Annotated in this window: 13 protein-coding genes; 5 read left to right on the forward strand and 8 right to left on the reverse strand. The window is 49.8% G+C overall.

Going from position 1 to position 15,555, the window contains the following annotated elements; genetic code table 11:
- Positions 1-252: 252 nt before the first annotated feature.
- The 4 genes from ACKU4E_RS03795 (at position 253) to ACKU4E_RS03810 (ending at position 6,065) form a co-directional block, all read left to right on the forward strand.
- Positions 253-3,834 (forward strand): PEP/pyruvate-binding domain-containing protein, encoded by a 3,582-nt coding sequence (locus tag ACKU4E_RS03795; RefSeq protein WP_320169760.1) that lies wholly within the window; start codon positions 253-255, stop codon positions 3,832-3,834.
- A 143-nt stretch (positions 3,835-3,977) separates the two neighbouring features.
- Positions 3,978-4,415 (forward strand): exosortase system-associated protein, TIGR04073 family, encoded by a 438-nt coding sequence (locus ACKU4E_RS03800; protein WP_320169761.1) that lies wholly within the window; start codon positions 3,978-3,980, stop codon positions 4,413-4,415.
- 90 nt (positions 4,416-4,505) lie between these two features.
- Entirely contained in the window at positions 4,506-5,318 is an 813-nt protein-coding gene (locus ACKU4E_RS03805) for a thioredoxin domain-containing protein (RefSeq protein ID WP_320169762.1), read from the forward strand.
- A gap of 12 nt (positions 5,319-5,330) precedes the next feature.
- The gene (locus tag ACKU4E_RS03810) at positions 5,331-6,065 is read left to right on the forward strand and encodes a methyltransferase domain-containing protein (RefSeq protein ID WP_320169763.1); all 735 of its coding nucleotides are present in this window, start codon (positions 5,331-5,333) and stop codon (positions 6,063-6,065) included.
- Between the two features lie 211 nt (positions 6,066-6,276).
- Here the strand turns inward: ACKU4E_RS03810 and ACKU4E_RS03815 are convergent, their stop codons facing one another.
- On the reverse strand, positions 6,277-6,744 hold the full coding sequence (locus ACKU4E_RS03815; protein WP_320169764.1) for an L-2-amino-thiazoline-4-carboxylic acid hydrolase: 468 nt from the start codon (positions 6,742-6,744) through the stop codon (positions 6,277-6,279).
- 81 nt (positions 6,745-6,825) lie between these two features.
- Between ACKU4E_RS03815 and lolA the strand changes: the two genes are divergently transcribed.
- Complete coding sequence (gene lolA, locus ACKU4E_RS03820) at positions 6,826-7,449, forward strand: outer membrane lipoprotein chaperone LolA (RefSeq protein WP_320169765.1); 624 nt, start codon at positions 6,826-6,828, stop codon at positions 7,447-7,449.
- Positions 7,450-7,782: 333 nt separating this feature from the next.
- Here the strand turns inward: lolA and ACKU4E_RS03825 are convergent, their stop codons facing one another.
- From ACKU4E_RS03825 to gcvT, 7 genes are all read right to left on the reverse strand, one after another.
- Positions 7,783-8,202, reverse strand: coding sequence for a cytochrome c3 family protein (locus tag ACKU4E_RS03825; protein WP_320169766.1), 420 nt, complete (start codon positions 8,200-8,202; stop codon positions 7,783-7,785).
- Between the two features lie 18 nt (positions 8,203-8,220).
- Entirely contained in the window at positions 8,221-8,976 is a 756-nt protein-coding gene (locus ACKU4E_RS03830; protein ID WP_320169767.1) for a 4Fe-4S dicluster domain-containing protein, read from the reverse strand.
- On the reverse strand, positions 8,976-12,035 hold the full coding sequence (gene fdnG / locus ACKU4E_RS03835; protein ID WP_320172611.1) for a formate dehydrogenase-N subunit alpha: 3,060 nt from the start codon (positions 12,033-12,035) through the stop codon (positions 8,976-8,978). The genes ACKU4E_RS03830 and fdnG overlap by 1 nt, the downstream gene beginning before the upstream one ends.
- A 24-nt stretch (positions 12,036-12,059) precedes the next feature.
- Entirely contained in the window at positions 12,060-12,290 is a 231-nt protein-coding gene (locus tag ACKU4E_RS03840; protein WP_320169768.1) for a hypothetical protein, read from the reverse strand.
- A 475-nt stretch (positions 12,291-12,765) separates the two neighbouring features.
- Complete coding sequence (locus tag ACKU4E_RS03845; RefSeq protein ID WP_320169769.1) at positions 12,766-13,602, reverse strand: methyltransferase domain-containing protein; 837 nt, start codon at positions 13,600-13,602, stop codon at positions 12,766-12,768.
- Between the two features lie 173 nt (positions 13,603-13,775).
- On the reverse strand, positions 13,776-14,387 hold the full coding sequence (locus tag ACKU4E_RS03850; RefSeq protein ID WP_320169770.1) for a hypothetical protein: 612 nt from the start codon (positions 14,385-14,387) through the stop codon (positions 13,776-13,778).
- An 86-nt stretch (positions 14,388-14,473) separates the two neighbouring features.
- Complete coding sequence (gene gcvT / locus ACKU4E_RS03855) at positions 14,474-15,535, reverse strand: glycine cleavage system aminomethyltransferase GcvT (protein WP_320169771.1); 1,062 nt, start codon at positions 15,533-15,535, stop codon at positions 14,474-14,476.
- Positions 15,536-15,555 lie beyond the last annotated feature (20 nt).

Consider the following 15,555-nt stretch of genomic DNA (forward strand, 5'->3'; position numbering starts at 1 on the left):
TCTTCTACAGGATAAGACTGCTTTCAGGCAGTCTTATCCTCTTCCCGGGAAGGGGAAGCGTTATCCGGAGTTCTTCCGGGATATCTTTTGGAAAGTCTTTTTTGTATGACCTCTGTTCTTTTTCCGGGCAGGGTGTTATTCCTATTTATCAACCACTCTTTAAATTTAGCTTGAATACGATATCCAGATTCAGAAGGACCGCCAGGTTTAAAGGTCCTGCTGCAACCTGTTACGATGCGTAAGGAGGAAGCGATGGCTGGGAAGACGGAAGAAACCGGCTCCGCCAAAAAAGCGGAAGCCGCAGCTCCCAAAAAGGCTCAGGCGAAGAAACAGCTTGAGAGTAAACTGGTTTTGACCGGTGCCGATATCGTTGCTATCGGCGAAGAGGCTGAGCTGCTGGTTGGCGGTAAGAACTACAACACCGCATTGATCAGTCAGGTAGAGGGTATAAGGTCTCCCCAGTTCAGGGCTGTCTCTTCTATAGCTTTTCATAAACTTCTGGATGAAACAAAAGTGCACGCCGGGGTTGTGCGCACTGTCGTGGACAGTGAATACAACGCAGTGGACTGGACCAGCGAAGAAGTAAACAGCGACAGTGAGTTTCTGCAGAAATTCGTTAGATCGATTGCCGAGGTTATTCGTGAAGAGGTCAGAAAGCATTCAGACGAAACCCAGATTCAGCTGCGGACATTCATTAATAACGTTGTTGAAGGCTTTGCAACTTCACCAGAAGGAATCGACCAACTGCGCAAGCGTTCCGTTCTGGTTCAGTGCGCGATCCTTTCCGTTGAACTGCCTGCCGAAGTGGAGGAAGCGGTTAAAAACGCCTACCTGTCCATCTGCAAGGATGCAGGGCTGGAAAACGAACCCGTGGCCGTGCGTTCCTCTGCCGCCGGTGAAGACAGTCGCAAGAAGGCTTTTGCCGGACTTCAGGATACCTACCTGAACATTGTCGGTGAGGACAACTGCGCAACGGCGTACCATTGGGATTGTGCTTCAGCATACAACCTGCGCAGCATGACCTACCGGCGTGAAGCTATTCTCGATGCGGTTACCCTTGCAGAGAATACCGGTGATACATCCATTGCGGAAAATGCCAAGATAGAGTGGGCTATTGAGAATACCTCGCTTTCTGTGTGCATAATGCGCATGATCAATCCGGTTATCTCGGGAACAGCTTTCAGTGCCGATACAGCTACCGGTTGTCGCGGAACCGAACGCAAGGACCTTGTCTCCATTGATGCGAGCTACGGACTGGGTGAAGCCGTTGTCGGCGGAATGGTTACTCCGGATAAATTTTACGTATTTCAGCGTGACGACGGCTCCGAGGTTGTTGTCCGCAATATGGGTTGCAAGGACAAGAAAATCGTCTACAGCGAAAAGGGCGGAACCAAGGTCGAGAAGGTTCAGTCCGGTGCCGTCTACCGCTGGGCGCTTTCCCTTGCGCAGGCTGAAGAAGTAGCCAAGGGTGTGCGCTCCATAAGCAGAGCTTATGGCGGCATGATTATGGATACTGAATTCTGCCTTGATGCTGCCGACAGACTCTGGTTTGTACAGGCCCGTCCTGAAACCCGCTGGAATGAAGAGTTCGAGCAGCATCCGCATTCCATTTTCATGCGCAGGCTTGAGGTTTCCCCGAAAGCTCTGTCTACCGCAGAAGTCCTTCTGGAAGGGAACGGAGCTTCACGCGGAGCCGGGCAGGGAACTGTCAAATATCTGCGTTCGGCTCTTGAACTGAACAAAGTTCACAAGGGTGACATTCTCGCTGCCGAGCGTACCGATCCGGATATGGTTCCGGGCATGCGTATCGCCGCAGGCATTCTTGCCGATGTTGGCGGAGATACCAGCCATGCTGCGATTACCTCCCGTGAGCTGGGAATCCCGGCAATTATCGGTATTCAGCGTCTTGAAATTCTGCGCTCCCTTGACGGACAGGAAATAACCGTCGACGGTTCCCGCGGAAAGGTCTACCGCGGACTTCTGCCCCTCACCGAGGTTGGCGGAACCATTGATACCTCAAAGCTTCCCGCCACCAAGACCAAAGTCGGGCTTATCCTTGCCGATGTGGGACAGTCGCTGTTCCTTTCCAGGCTCAGGGACGTTCCCGATTTCGAAGTGGGGCTGCTCCGTGCCGAGTTCATGCTTGGCAACGTCGGGGTGCATCCGCTTGCGCTTGAAGCATACGACAACGGTTCTCTGGATAGGCTGGTGCAGGACAAGCTGGATGAACTGGACGGACGCCTTACTGCGGTAATGAAATCGCAGCTTGATTCCGGCCTGATCACTCTCAACGTGAAATTAAGGGAATATGTCGGTGCCGTGACCGGTCTTACCGAAGAAATGGATTCCCTTGCCAATGCCAACACTGCCCGCGGAACCGAAGAGGTTCTGGCCATGCACCGCAAGCTGAGGGAACTGGACAAGAAACTTGACCACTACCTTGAGCATGCTACCGAAAGTCTTTACACCCTCAAAACTTCAGTCAAGGTTGAAGAACATGTGAGGGCTATAGTCGGAGTGCTGGCCGACGAATATGCCGATTCAAAATTCATTTACAAGCGTTCTGAATCCATAGATGAACTTCCTGAAATTCTTGAAAAGGCAAAGAATAACCCCATTGTTCTGGAATACATTGAGAAGATCAGGGCTTTGAGGGAAGAAGTCGCTCTTAAGATGGGGCTTAAGTCCGAAATGGACGAAGTCACAACTCTCAGGCAGCGCATTTCGGATATAATCAGGTCCCGCGGACTGCGGACCGGTAAGGAAAACTACATTCAGACCCTTTCCCAGGGGTTGGCACTTTTTGCCATGGCCTTCTACGGAAAGGATATCGTGTACAGAACCACCGACTTCAAGACCAACGAGTATCACAACCTGCTCGGCGGATTGCTTTTCGAGCATCATGAAGACAACCCCATGCTCGGATATCGCGGTGTTTCCAGAAACGTGCACGACTGGGAACTGGAAGCCTTTAAACTGGCTCGCGGGGTATTCGGCGGTAAGAATCTGCATATTATGCTGCCTTTTGTCCGGACCATTGAAGAAGCGCGCAGCATGAAGCGCTACCTGTCTCAGGTACACAATCTTGAATCCGGCAAGGACGGTCTTAAACTGATCCTCATGGCCGAAATTCCAAGCAACGCAATTCTCAGCAAGGAATTCATCAGGGAAGTGGACGGGTTCTCCATCGGTTCCAATGACATGACTCAGCTGGTTCTCGGAACCGACCGTGATAACTCCGCCCTGCAGCATATATATGATGAAGAGGACCCGGCAGTTGTCTGGGCTATCCTTTCCGCTATCTTTACCGGACAGAAATTCGGTAAAAAGATCGGTTTCTGCGGTCAGGGAGTCTCCAACAGCGTGATTCTGCGCGGAGTAGTCTGCATAGCAGGCATTGTTTCGGCTTCCGTTGTGCCGGATACCTACCTGCAGACCAAGCTGGATATGGCTGCCGTGGAAGCTGAAAACATCAAAGTCAGTGAGCTTGGGCAGTGGATACGCGCCCGCCATTTCGAGCGTCTGGCTTCGCTGATGGAAGATAACGGATACAGCCACATCATCAAGAAGTACAAGACTCCCGAAGATCTCGAAGACTGGTACGAAGGTGAAATAAGAAGGCTCAACGAGCAGCTTCGCGACAATATTGATACCCCCAAGGAACAATTCTACCGTCAGGAGATGGACACCTTCCGGGGAACATTCCACAAGCCGGTCATTTACTCGGCCTGGAACTGGAGCAGAACGGTTGAAGATGCAATGCACCATGCCGGTTTTGCTACCTTCGAAGAGCAGGAAGCCGCCCTTCAGGAACAGCGCACAAAGAACTGGTAAAAGCCTGCCCGTATAAAAATGATAAAGCCGTTCCTCTGGAGCGGCTTTTTCTTTTGTCCGGGCCGAATCCGACAGTGCATCGGGCCGTTATCCTTGACATACAATAGGTGCGAGGGCATATATTGAACGTGACAGGAGATGAAATGATAAAAACCAAAAAGCAGATATATATTTTTTTAATTATCCTTGCGCTGGTTTCCATGCTGCTCGGCGGATGCTCCATGAGTTCAAACAATTATGTCGGGCGTGAGGATTCATATGCGGACAGGGCTCCGCGTAAGCTGGGAAGGGGGATGACCAATATATTCAGTGCTCCTCTGGAAATAGTAAACCAGCCGGTCAACCTCGCAGCAGAATCAAACGAGCCTGCTGAACAGGCCGCAGGATACCTTGGCGGTATTTTTGTAGGCTTGGCATACGGAACAGGCCGTATGGTTTCCGGTATGTATGACATAGTTACCTCGCCTTTCGGCGGGCCTTCGGCGCCCACTATGGACCCGGATCTTATCTCCTCCGATTTTGTGGAGAAGGTAGACAACCGAGATGCAACATATCAGGATGTTTCCGGGTTTGATGAGTAATAGTTTTTTAGACGAGTGTTTTAAAACCTCCAGGGTGTTCCCCGTGGAGGTTTTTTTCTTTAAATCATTGTCAGAATTATGGGTATAAGCATGATAAAACAAGCCATCTGCGTTCTTACAGTTGTATTTCTTCTCGGCGGTTGTGTAAGCAGACAGGGCCTTTCGGAGCAGATAGCAAAGGCTATAAGAGAAAATCCTCAGATAGTTCTGCAAGCCATGCGCGAAAACAGTATTGATGTTCTGGAGATTGTAGAGAAGGGCGTCAACGAACGGGAAAAAGCAAGACGCAAAGAGAAATTTGAATCCGCGATTAAAAATCCATACACGCCGGATATCAAGGATCGTGTGTTTTTGGGAAAGCCGGAGGCAACTGTTACTGTAGTTGAATACAGTGATTTTCTCTGCCCGTACTGCAGCAAGGGCGCGAAGGTCGTACGCAAGCTCGTTGCCGAGCACCCAGAAAAGTACAAACTAGTTTTCAAGCACCTTCCCCTGCATAAGAATTCCAGAGAATTGGCGGCTGTGTTTGAAGCCGTAGCCATGATCGATACAGAGCTTGCATATAAATTCCATGATATGGCATTTGAAAAGCAGAAGGAACTTTATCAGGACAAGGACGGAAAGGTTTTGGGGCAGATCATTTCCGAACTGAAGATCGATCCGCAAAAGCTGCAGCAGAATCTTGAAAGCCCGGTTATAACACAGAGGCTTGTAAAGGACGGGCGTGAAGCGGAAAAATTCGGTCTTGATGCCACCCCGACTTTTCTCATAAACGGGGTTCCCGTGCTCGGATATCTTCCGGCTGATCGTTTCGACGCGACTGTGGATATGATCCTTGAAAAATCATCCGGTGCAGATCAGGATGACGGCGAAGTCTGCGAGGACTGCCTTAACAAGATTTAACGGGAGGACTTCTTGCGCAATATAGCCAATGTCCCCGAGCCGCCTGCAGATCTGCATATCTGCTTCGGCGGTGGAGATTTTAAAGGTATCGGCGGAAGAATGATCGGCCTGTGCCGGGACAAGCTCGGCTTGACCCCGGATGGGATGGTGCTTGATATCGGGTGCGGAATAGGCCGTCTCGCCTTTCCGCTGCTCGAGTATCTGACCGAGAAAGGGGGGTATGAAGGCTTTGATACCTTTCCTGTCGGGGTGAATTGGTGCTCCGAGAACATCACCCCGGAATTTCCGAATTTCAATTTCCAATTGGTGGATATCTATAACTCCACTTACAATCCGTATGCGCAGACCAAAGCGTCAGAATTAGTTTTTCCCTATGGAGATGACAGCTTTGATCTGGTGATGCTCAATTCCGTTTTCACGCACATGATGCCGGACGATATCCTTAATTACGTCAAGGAAATTGACAGGGTGCTGAACAGCGGTGGGGGGATTTTCGTAACATTTTTTCTCGTCAACGAAGAATCACGCCGATTGATGGACGAAGGAAAAAGTGTTCATGATTTTCATAAATACGGGATTTTTTATACCTCCGATCCCAAAGACCCTATGGATGCCGTAGGGTATGATGAACATTTTGTGCGTAATATATTTGAGCAATTCGATTTTAAAATTCAGGAAATCCGTTACGGAACATGGTGCGGACGGCAGGCCCGCAATCATCAGGATATCTTGCTGATCACCCGCTGACAGCCTTGATGCACGCGCTCTTCCTGGTGGTAGCGGGGTTGCTCTTGGTGCGAATATGTCCGTGGCGGTCTGATTCCGTCAAAACTGACAAAAGGTCTGTTCATATATGTTGTCTACGGCCCTGAGACTTGAATTAATTCTATCCGCCTCACGGGCCTGTGGATGTCATAATCTGTGATTAATCAAGCATGGTTATTACCTAATCCAAGACCTATTCCCAATAAAATTCAAATGGACAACAACTCCCGCCTTCGGCAAGAGTGGTGCTCCGTTCCATGCTCAGCCTTTCGCTGTATCCTTTGGCAAACGGTTCATCCCGGCAACAGGAGAGGATCCGGCAGAGTTCTTCCGGGAGTCCCATTTCGCGGTATGATTCCTGATAGCTGCAGCGCACAACCTTGATTGTCAGCCGGTTTCCATCTATCGAAAGATTTTCGACTTCAATCGCATCGCCTTTTTTCCAGAGTTCCACAACAGTGGAAAAGTGTTCCAGATTTGGAACCGGGACTAATGCGGCAAACCCCTTTCCCGCTACGACAGCTGCATCGTGAAGGTTTTTTTCTATGATTTCCAAAGCTTGTTGCTGCCCAAGAATTTTGGTCATTGTTTCATACATCTGACCGTACAATTCGGCTTCAATGAGGCGGCGGGTTATCTGTGACACAGGTTGTTCTTTCATAATCCATCCAAAAGAGTTAAGAATATTTTGCAGATAAACAATAAATCCACGAGGAGAAAAATGCGTTTCAGGATTTTGATATTGACGATTTCATTATTTCTGTCCTTCTGTTCTTTTGCATGTGCAGATGAACTGACTGCGGAAATTCAGAAAACATATGATTCCATCAAAACCTTCGAGGCTGATTTTACCCAGACTTTGACCAATGCTGCAAGCAAGGAACAGGAGGTTCGGACCGGAAAGATAACTTTCAAGCAGCCTTCTTTGCTGCGTTGGGATTCTATAACACCCGAAAAGGAATTGCTTATTGTCGGTGAGTCCGTTGTTTGGGATTATTTCCCGGAAGACCAACTGGCACTCAAGTACAGAACAAAACAGCTTTTCAATTCCAAGACAATGCTCAAGTTTATTTCCGGACAGGCCCGGCTTGAGGAGGATTTTGCAGTTGAGAATCAGGGCGATGATAATGGACTCATAAAGCTGAAACTCATACCGCTTGAACCGGAGACCGGACTTGTTCTGGCTTACGTTTGGGTTGATCCGGCAAAAAAAATGCTTACCAAGGTGCTTGTGGTTGATTTTTATGGAAACGGAAATGAGGTTTCCATGAATAATATCAAAATCGATCCGGAAGTATCAGATGATCAATTCGTGTTCTCCCCTCCGAAAGGAGTGGAAGTAGAGGACAATACTGTAAACGAATAGGGCCGGTCTCTGACCGGACTGATCGTAATTTGATGCGCTTCGCGCTTTTGATGATCTGATTTTGGCTCCGACGGCCAAAGGGGATAATCCCCTTTGGAAACCCTAATAGTTTGATGTCTTATATTTTGCTAACGCGAAGCATATTAAAAGTTTTTGAAGAGTCCAGAGAAACTTTTTCCAAAAAGTTTCTCTGGCCCCCGGAGGGACTGCCGGTAGGCCCCCCGGAGGGACCTCGGAATAGCAAAGAAAAACCCCGCTCTTTTTCAAGGGCGGGGTTTTTCACGGAGTTCCCGGACCCGGAGGGCCCGGGACTAGAATGTAGACTGTTTTCGGTTACTTGATTCCTTCAGGATGACAGGCGGAATTGATGCACCCGGTCATTTCCTTGTCATTGCCGAACTCTCTTACGTGACAGCCGAGGCATGAAGGCCGCTTCTGGTTGTTGCGCTTGTAGTGCATTGCCTTGAAGTAGGACTTATAGCCTTTGGTCGGCACGGGTTCGAAGTTGTCATGACAGGTTGCGCAGCTTGTGGGCTCGCCCGTCTTTTTCATGTTGTGGTGACAGTCGGAACATTCGTAGCCGGAGTGGCTTGAATGGTTGAAAGTCACGCCAAGGTTGCGGTCACTTTTACCCTTGATGAAATTGATGACAAGATCATCGTCCGGGGCGGTGAATTCTTCCTTGGCACCGGCGCCCAGTGCCACAAACATGATGCCCATGCAGCACAGGCATACGATCAATAATTTTTTCATCTTATTTCTCCCTGCCTGCTAGGCTTCGTTTTTCTGTCCGGTTACGGCTGCGAGGAAGCCGCGTCTCGAACTTTTGGCCGGGGTTGCCCGGCGGGCCATTATAGCCTCACGCTGTCCAGCCGAGGCTACCAGTGTTTTGTGGTAGTTCTCGGGTTTTGATTCGCAGAGGTAGATCACACGCACATCCTCGGGATCGGCGAGGTAGGCGTGCGGTTTTGTCTTTTTGACTTCAGCCAGGCGTTCGTAGGCAAGCTTGAGCATGTCTTCACGGTCGCCGAAGTTCATTGTTCCGGTGGGGCAGCTCTGGACGCATGCCGGAAGCATTCCCATTTCCACCCGGTCGATACACATGTCGCACTTGTCCCACATTCCGGTTTTCGGGTCCTGACGCGGAATGTTGTATGGACACAGTTCCCAGCTTTCGAGTTTTCCCTTGCGGATAACGGCCTTGTCGGTCATTACCACTGCGCCGGTCTTGGGGTCCTGGACCACGGCCCCCGGTGCGTACATGTTTGCGATGTACTTGCAGGGAGGTTCAAGACAGTGGCGGCACTGTTCAGGGAAAAACAGCCAGTTCAGTTTGCCGTCTTCATCGCGGGCTTCATTGAAGCGCACGAGACGGATGGTGTTGAAGGACAGGTCCTGCGGGTTCTGGTGAGAACCGACGTTACGGGTATGCTCGGCTGGCAGTTTTTTCCACTGCTTGCAGGCAACCTGACATCCTCGGCAGGCGGTACAAAGGGTGAGGTCTACGAAGAAGCTTTTACCTGACATTAGATTTCACCCTCCTTCATCTTGCGAATATTGACCATGAAGGCTTTGTATTCGGGAATTCCGGTATTCGGATCACCAACGTTGGGGGTTACGATGTTCGCGGAATCACCACCGTCTATAGGAGTGATCCATCCGTAATGCCAGGGCATGCCGACCATGTGAACCTGAGATCCGTTGATGTTGTATGGTTGAATTCGTTCAGTAACCATTGCGATGGCCCAGAGTGATCCACGTACGCTTTCGAGGATAATTCTTTCGCCGTTTTCAATGCCGCGAAGTTCGGCCAGTTGCGGGCTGATTTCCACGAACATCTGAGGTTCGGCCTCGACCAGCCAGGATTGCCAACGAGTCATGGAACCTGTCTGCCAGTGTTCAGTGATTCGATAGGTCGTGCCGACAAAGGGATACCTGGGATCACATACGGCTTTTTCTTCACTCTTGATCTGTACCGCAGTCGGGTTGTGCAGGGTTTTGGAGAACGGATGATCCTTGACCGGGCATTCCAGCGGTTCGTAGTATTCCGGCAGGGGACCGTCAGCCCGTCCGGGACCGAACAACTGTCCGTAACCGTTCTTGCGCATGATGAAGGGATGCTTGGTTCCCGGTTTCCATCCGCCATCGGGTACGTCGCCGACCCACTTGGAGCCGTTCCAGCTGATAACAGCCTTTGCCGGGTTCCATGGTTTTCCTTTCTGGTCAACGGAAGCTCTGTTGTAGAGGATGCGACGGTTGACCGGCCAGCACCATGTCCAGTTGGGGAAGAGTCCGATGTTGGCCTGTTCCTTGGTCTGGGTGGCGTCCTGGCGCTCGGCCATGTTGCCGGCATCGGTTACCGAGTTGCAGTAGAGCCAGTTGCCGGAGGTCGTGGAACCGTCCGCCTGCAGGTATGCGAAGCTCGGAACCTGCTGTCCTTTCTTGAACTTCTTGCCCTTGATTTCAACATCGCGGGTGAACCAGCCGTTGCAGAGCTTGGCTGTTTTCTGTGCGCTGAACTGCATGTGCCCGTGCTCGTCTTCTTCACACATGTTTTCGAAGCTGAGATGGGTGATCGGTTCGGGGTATGCACCGCCTTCCTTCTCATACAGTTCTTTCAGTTCTTCCCATATTTCGTGGAAGTAGTGACCGTCGGTCTTCACATCTTCAAAGGTGTCCGGCCCCTTGTAGCGCCACTGCATCCAGCGTCCGGAGTTGGACACGGAGCCTTCCTTTTCAATGGAAGAAGCACAGGGGATGAAGAAGGTTTCAGTCTTGACCTTTTTGGGATCCATTCCGGGGCCGTTCCAGAAGTCACTGGTTTCGCAGCGGAACAGGTTGACGTTGACCATCCAGTCCAGTTTGGAGATTGCCGTACGGGTCTTGAATGAATCGGAACTTGAACAGGCCGGGTTCATTCCCCAGATCAGTCCGCCGGTGAACTTGCCGCGATACATGCGGTCGATCAGCGGAATCCAGGAGTATACGCTGGCCTTGTGGTTATCAAGGCGCGGCAGGTAGTTATAACCCTGTTCCGGAGTGTCATCGGAGTACATGGCCTTGATCAGGCTGGCGGAGTACTTGGGATAGTTCTGCCACCAGTTGGCACTTTCCGGATCATGGCTGACCGGGGTGTAGGTCTTGTTGTACTGCTCAAGGGTGTCCTGTCCTGCCAGGGGCGTTTTGAGGTAGCCGGGCAGGATGTGGTAGAGCAGGGCGTAGTCGGTTGAACCCTGAACGTTACATTCGCCGCGCAGAGCGTTGACACCGCCGCCGGCAATGCCGATGTTTCCGAGCATCAGCTGGATCATGGCCATGGCACGGATGTTCTGAACGCCGACTGAATGCTGGGTCCAGCCCATGGCGTACATGATTGTTCCAGCCTTGTCGGGCTTTCCGGTTGCCGAGTAAGTCTTGTAGAGCAGATCAAGATCTTTCAGGGGCACACCCGAGATGGAGGATACTTTTTCAGGTGTGTACCGGGAATAGTGCTTTTTAAGAATCTGGAATACGCAGTTGGGGTCCTGCAGGGTTTTATCCTGCTTGGGAATGCCCTTGTCATCCAGTTCGAAGGCCCACTTGGAACTGTCGTAGGCGTTGGCCTTGTGATCAAAGCCGGAAAACAGGCCGTCCTTGAATCCGTAATCCTTGCCCACGATAAAGGATGCGTTGGTGTAGTCCACCATATACTGATGGAAGTAACGCTTGTTGTTGATGATGTAATTGATCATACCGCCGAGAACAGCGATATCGGTACCGGAACGCAAGGGAACGTATGCGTCCGATCTAGCGGAAGTACGGGTAAAGCGCGGGTCAACGTGGATAATTTTTGCTCCGCGTTTCTGCGCCTTTACAGCCCACTTGAAGGAAATGGGGTGGTTTTCGGCAGCGTTGCTGCCCATTATCAGAATACAATCACTGTTCTGAAGGTCATTCCAGTGGTTGGTCATCGCGCCGCGTCCGAACGACTCTACCAGAGCCGCAACAGTTGCGCTGTGTCAGATACGCGCCTGGTGTTCTACATAGACCAGGCCGAGTGAACGCATAAAGCTGTGCATGGCGTAACATTCTTCGTTATCCAGCGCAGCGGAACCGAGAGAGGCTATTCCCATAGTACGGTTAACAACCTGACCCTTGGCGTTTTTGACTTCAAAGCTTTCATCGCGTGATTTCTTGATGAGTCTTGCGATGCGTTTCTTGCAGAAATCCCAGTCCTTTTCTTCCCATTTTTCACTGTACGGTGCGCGGTACAGGAACTTGCCGGGCCTTTTGGGGTTTTCCGACATCTGAATGGTGGCTGCTCCCTTGGCGCAGAGGGCACCCTCGTTGATGGGGTGATCGGGGTTTCCTTCCACGTTCAGGGCCCGTTTGGTCTCAAGCGAAGTGTTGACCAGCAGTCCGCAGCCTACCGAGCAGAATGCGCATACGGATGTGGTCTGTTTTGTCCACTTGGGACTCAATTGCTTGGCCCTTTCCTCTGCCGTGTTCGCAAAGGCTTTCCCAAGGCCTCCGAACGCAGGCGCTACGGCAATTCCGGCTGCCGCAGCTGTCGTCATTTTCACAAAATCTCTACGATTAATGTTCATCATCGCTCCTAAAATTTTGTTCATTTACCTTCCACGAATTTCACGCCCTAAAGCCAAAAGCAGTTCGTAACCGGAAAACCCGGTGAAAACATGTTCGGTCGTAATTACAGGGACCGGATTGGTGGTAACAGCCGCCGTGGCATAAACAGCCACCATTTTACCGGCTACTTCCGCACATGTTTTCAAAGAAATGCCCAGGCCGTTGAAGGGCAGCTGAAATAACTTTTCCCCAGCAGTCTGTTCAGAGCTTTTCATTTCTGACCTGTTTACAAGACATGGTTGACTGTTTCCAAATCAGCTTCTTTCCCTTCAGGAGAAAAAGATCGGCAGAGTGTTATCTGTCTATCCCATTCTTCCTGAGTCAAACTATCCGCAGGTGGAAGATATTGAAAAAAAAGACGGCTTGTTGTGTTAATGGCACAATTCGATTTATGTCATTCTTTGCACAATGAGATATGAACGCCTTAACGTGCTTATTTCTTAAACTAAATTGATGTTTATGTCTGAATTGTCAAAATAAGGCGGGAAGAATTGAGTTGCGTTGTTAATGTTAAAGGCAGGAAAGGTCGTGCTTACTTAACATGCTTGAATAAAACATTAATTTTATGAACGTCTGTTTGATTATGTCGGTAAATTTAATAATTCTGGGCAAATAGACATAATATGCGTCGCTAGCGCTTATACAGAGGCATCCTGATATGCTCAGAATGCCTCTGCTTAATTATTTAAGCTACTTATATGCACAAACCGCAAATTCATTACTCTCGTTTTGGAACAAAGATCCTGCCACATCAGCGTATAAAACGGATCTGGAGAATCCTCCAAGGCGGAATTCCTCGGTCAGTTGTTCAGAATGATAATACTGAAACCAGTTGAAAATCTCGCGCGTGCGTCTTTCCTCTACGATAGTATATTTTTCAACAATTACCTTTTCATCATGATATTTGAACCTGTGCATGAACCCGTAATATTCTCCGGGGGACCAGAATCCATCCATAAGATTTTTTCCGAACATCTGTTTTTCTTCCAGACCGGTAAATGCGTTTATCGAGAAGACGTCCAGCAGGACGCATCCTCCCGGATTCAGCATGGAGTGGAATTTGTGCAGCATGGACCTGCGTTGTTTCGGACTCAGTACGCAGAAGTCGCACATTATCATTAGTATGAGGTCGAATTTCTTGTCTGTGGTGTAATTCAGATAGTCTGTGGTGACATAATTGATCTTTAAAGACCTATTTTCCGCAACCTTGCGAGCATAGGCAATGGAGCTGGCGGAAAAATCAATACCGGTTACTTCTGCTCCGGTTTCCGCCAAAGCAGTTGCGTACAGACCCGGGCCGCACCCGAAATCAGCAATTTTTTTACCGGGTCCGAGATTGAAATGATCTGTTATCCAATTAGTTGATTTTAAAATGAATTCATGGTTGCGAGAGGCCGCGTCTACAGTATGGTTCAAGTGATACTTGAGCATTTGAGCGGAAATGTGGTCATCGGTCCACAGGTCCGGGGAGGAATATATTTCAAAGGGCAGGGGGCGGGAATCAATTCTTTTTAGTGCATTAAACATAACAAAACCTCAATATTCATGGTTGAATACTTATATTTTCTGCTCTCCTTCCGAAAGACGGAAAGCGGCAGTGCAGATACCGGTAGGCCTGGTTTTGTTTAAAGCTTGTTCATTCGGAAATGATATCCGGGGGTCTTGTATAGGTCAATCTGGCGTACTTGTCTGTTTACGGATTACTCAAAAAGATTGCGTAAGGGCCGTATGCGTTTTCTTTTTGTCTCGCCCGACTTCGGGGCCTGCAGAAAATTGATTATCTTATCTGAACCTGAGATCTGTCTGATTTTGTCGCAAACCTGCTCCTGCTCATCGGACTGAAGAACGCCCATAACAACCACCGTGTCCTGAACAACTTTTATGGTCAGTTTGGAAGCGGGGTAGTCCGGTTCGAAAATTCCCTTCAATTTTATTTCAAGGGTAGAACCGGTCTTGTTTTCCGTTTCGCTTTTCAGTGGGAGAAAGTAGCTGAGCCCTGAAAGTTCTGAGATAGTTTTCGCTTTATTAATCAGATTTTCGCGCTCTGCTTCGCTGCCGACTTCTCCCACCAGAAAACCGTGCCCCAGAAATACATAACTGCTGATTTCAAGAAGTGTTGACGGGTTATCCAAAAGAAGGGTTTTATGGAGGGTAAGCTGCAGCCTGCTGTCATGGGCCTGGGTGATGTACGATCTGTCGTCCTGCGTGGCCTTGAAAATTCTGCCGTAGGGCATGAATCCGGCCTGAACGAAAACCGGCTGGGAAAGCAGCAGGATGCACGCTAAAGCGGACAAAAGCAATTTCACGGACATGATACATCCTCCATTCAGAGCCAAAAACAAACCCCGCCGCGGTAACTTGCGACGGGGTTTGTTGAAGTCAGAATTCAGTCATAACACTAAGCAATTTTTTTACGGGCGGTTCCTTCCTTATAGAAAGGAAGTTCGCTTTTCTTGGCTTCAAGGCTGGTTTTTGCTCCCTGTACGGTGAAGACTTCGGCTTCGGCTGCATCGGCAGCTACATAAGCCAGGGCGATGGAGTAGCCGAGGGTCGGGGAGAAAGAACCGCTGGTAACAACGCCCACCTCTTTGCCGTCAAGCAGGACCTTGTCTCCATGACGAGCGGAACGGCGACCTTCAATGCTCAAGGGAATGAGTATTTCCTTTACATCTGTGTAGGCATCAGCAGGAAGCAGAAAACCGTAACCGCCTTCACGGGGATTATGCTCGGTATCCAGATCCTGCCCGTAGAGGGGGTAGCCGCATTCAAGACGCAGGGTGTCACGGGCGCCGAGTCCGATGGGCTCCACGCGTTCATCCGCGACCAGTTTTTCCCACAGGGAGAGAGCCTTGTCTGCGGGAAGATAGAATTCATAACCGAGTTCACCGGTATATCCGGTCCGGCTGACGATCAGTCCGTACCCATCGAATTCTGTTTCTTCGAAATTGAAATATTTAAGATGCTTGAAATCGCGGCCGAAAACGGATTCCAGAACATCCAGAGCCATGGGGCCCTGCAGGTCTATTTTTGCGGTTTCATAGGATACGTTATCGAAATCAAGGCCGTCCGGCAGGTGCGAGTCAATCCAGTTGAAGTCGGATTCTTCACAGGCTCCGTTTACAACCAGCATGTATGAATCTTCCCCGAGGCAGTAGATGATCAGATCGTCGAGAACTCCGCCTTTGTCGTTCGGCAGAAAACCGTAGCGGCACTTGCCCGGAGCCAGGGTGTCCAGGTTCTGGGTCACCAGCTTGTTCAGAGCGTTTTTGGCGCCCTTGCCGTAAAGTTTGAACTCGCCCATGTGGCTGATATCGAAAACACCGGTTTTTTCGCGAGTCTGTTTATGTTCGACTATAATTCCCTTGTACTGCACAGGCATTTCGAATCCTGCAAAGGGAACAAGCTTGGCTCCGTTTTCGCGGTGCCATTCGGTAAGAGGCGTTGTGCGCAATGCTGACATTTTTTTAACTCCGTATAATC

The organism is Maridesulfovibrio sp. (assembly GCF_963677005.1).
Classification (GTDB): domain Bacteria; phylum Desulfobacterota; class Desulfovibrionia; order Desulfovibrionales; family Desulfovibrionaceae; genus Maridesulfovibrio.

Coding starts and splice junctions, on each gene's coding strand:
- ACKU4E_RS03805 (WP_320169762.1), top strand. CDS start 4,506: ATGATAAAACAAGCCATCTGCGTTCTTACAGTTGTATTTCTTCTCGGC.
- ACKU4E_RS03795 (WP_320169760.1), top strand. CDS start 253: ATGGCTGGGAAGACGGAAGAAACCGGCTCCGCCAAAAAAGCGGAAGCC.
- gcvT (WP_320169771.1), bottom strand. CDS start 15,535: ATGTCAGCATTGCGCACAACGCCTCTTACCGAATGGCACCGCGAAAAC.
- ACKU4E_RS03800 (WP_320169761.1), top strand. CDS start 3,978: ATGATAAAAACCAAAAAGCAGATATATATTTTTTTAATTATCCTTGCG.
- ACKU4E_RS03845 (WP_320169769.1), bottom strand. CDS start 13,602: ATGTTTAATGCACTAAAAAGAATTGATTCCCGCCCCCTGCCCTTTGAA.
- ACKU4E_RS03840 (WP_320169768.1), bottom strand. CDS start 12,290: ATGAAAAGCTCTGAACAGACTGCTGGGGAAAAGTTATTTCAGCTGCCC.
- ACKU4E_RS03830 (WP_320169767.1), bottom strand. CDS start 8,976: ATGTCAGGTAAAAGCTTCTTCGTAGACCTCACCCTTTGTACCGCCTGC.
- ACKU4E_RS03815 (WP_320169764.1), bottom strand. CDS start 6,744: ATGAAAGAACAACCTGTGTCACAGATAACCCGCCGCCTCATTGAAGCC.
- ACKU4E_RS03850 (WP_320169770.1), bottom strand. CDS start 14,387: ATGTCCGTGAAATTGCTTTTGTCCGCTTTAGCGTGCATCCTGCTGCTT.
- ACKU4E_RS03825 (WP_320169766.1), bottom strand. CDS start 8,202: ATGAAAAAATTATTGATCGTATGCCTGTGCTGCATGGGCATCATGTTT.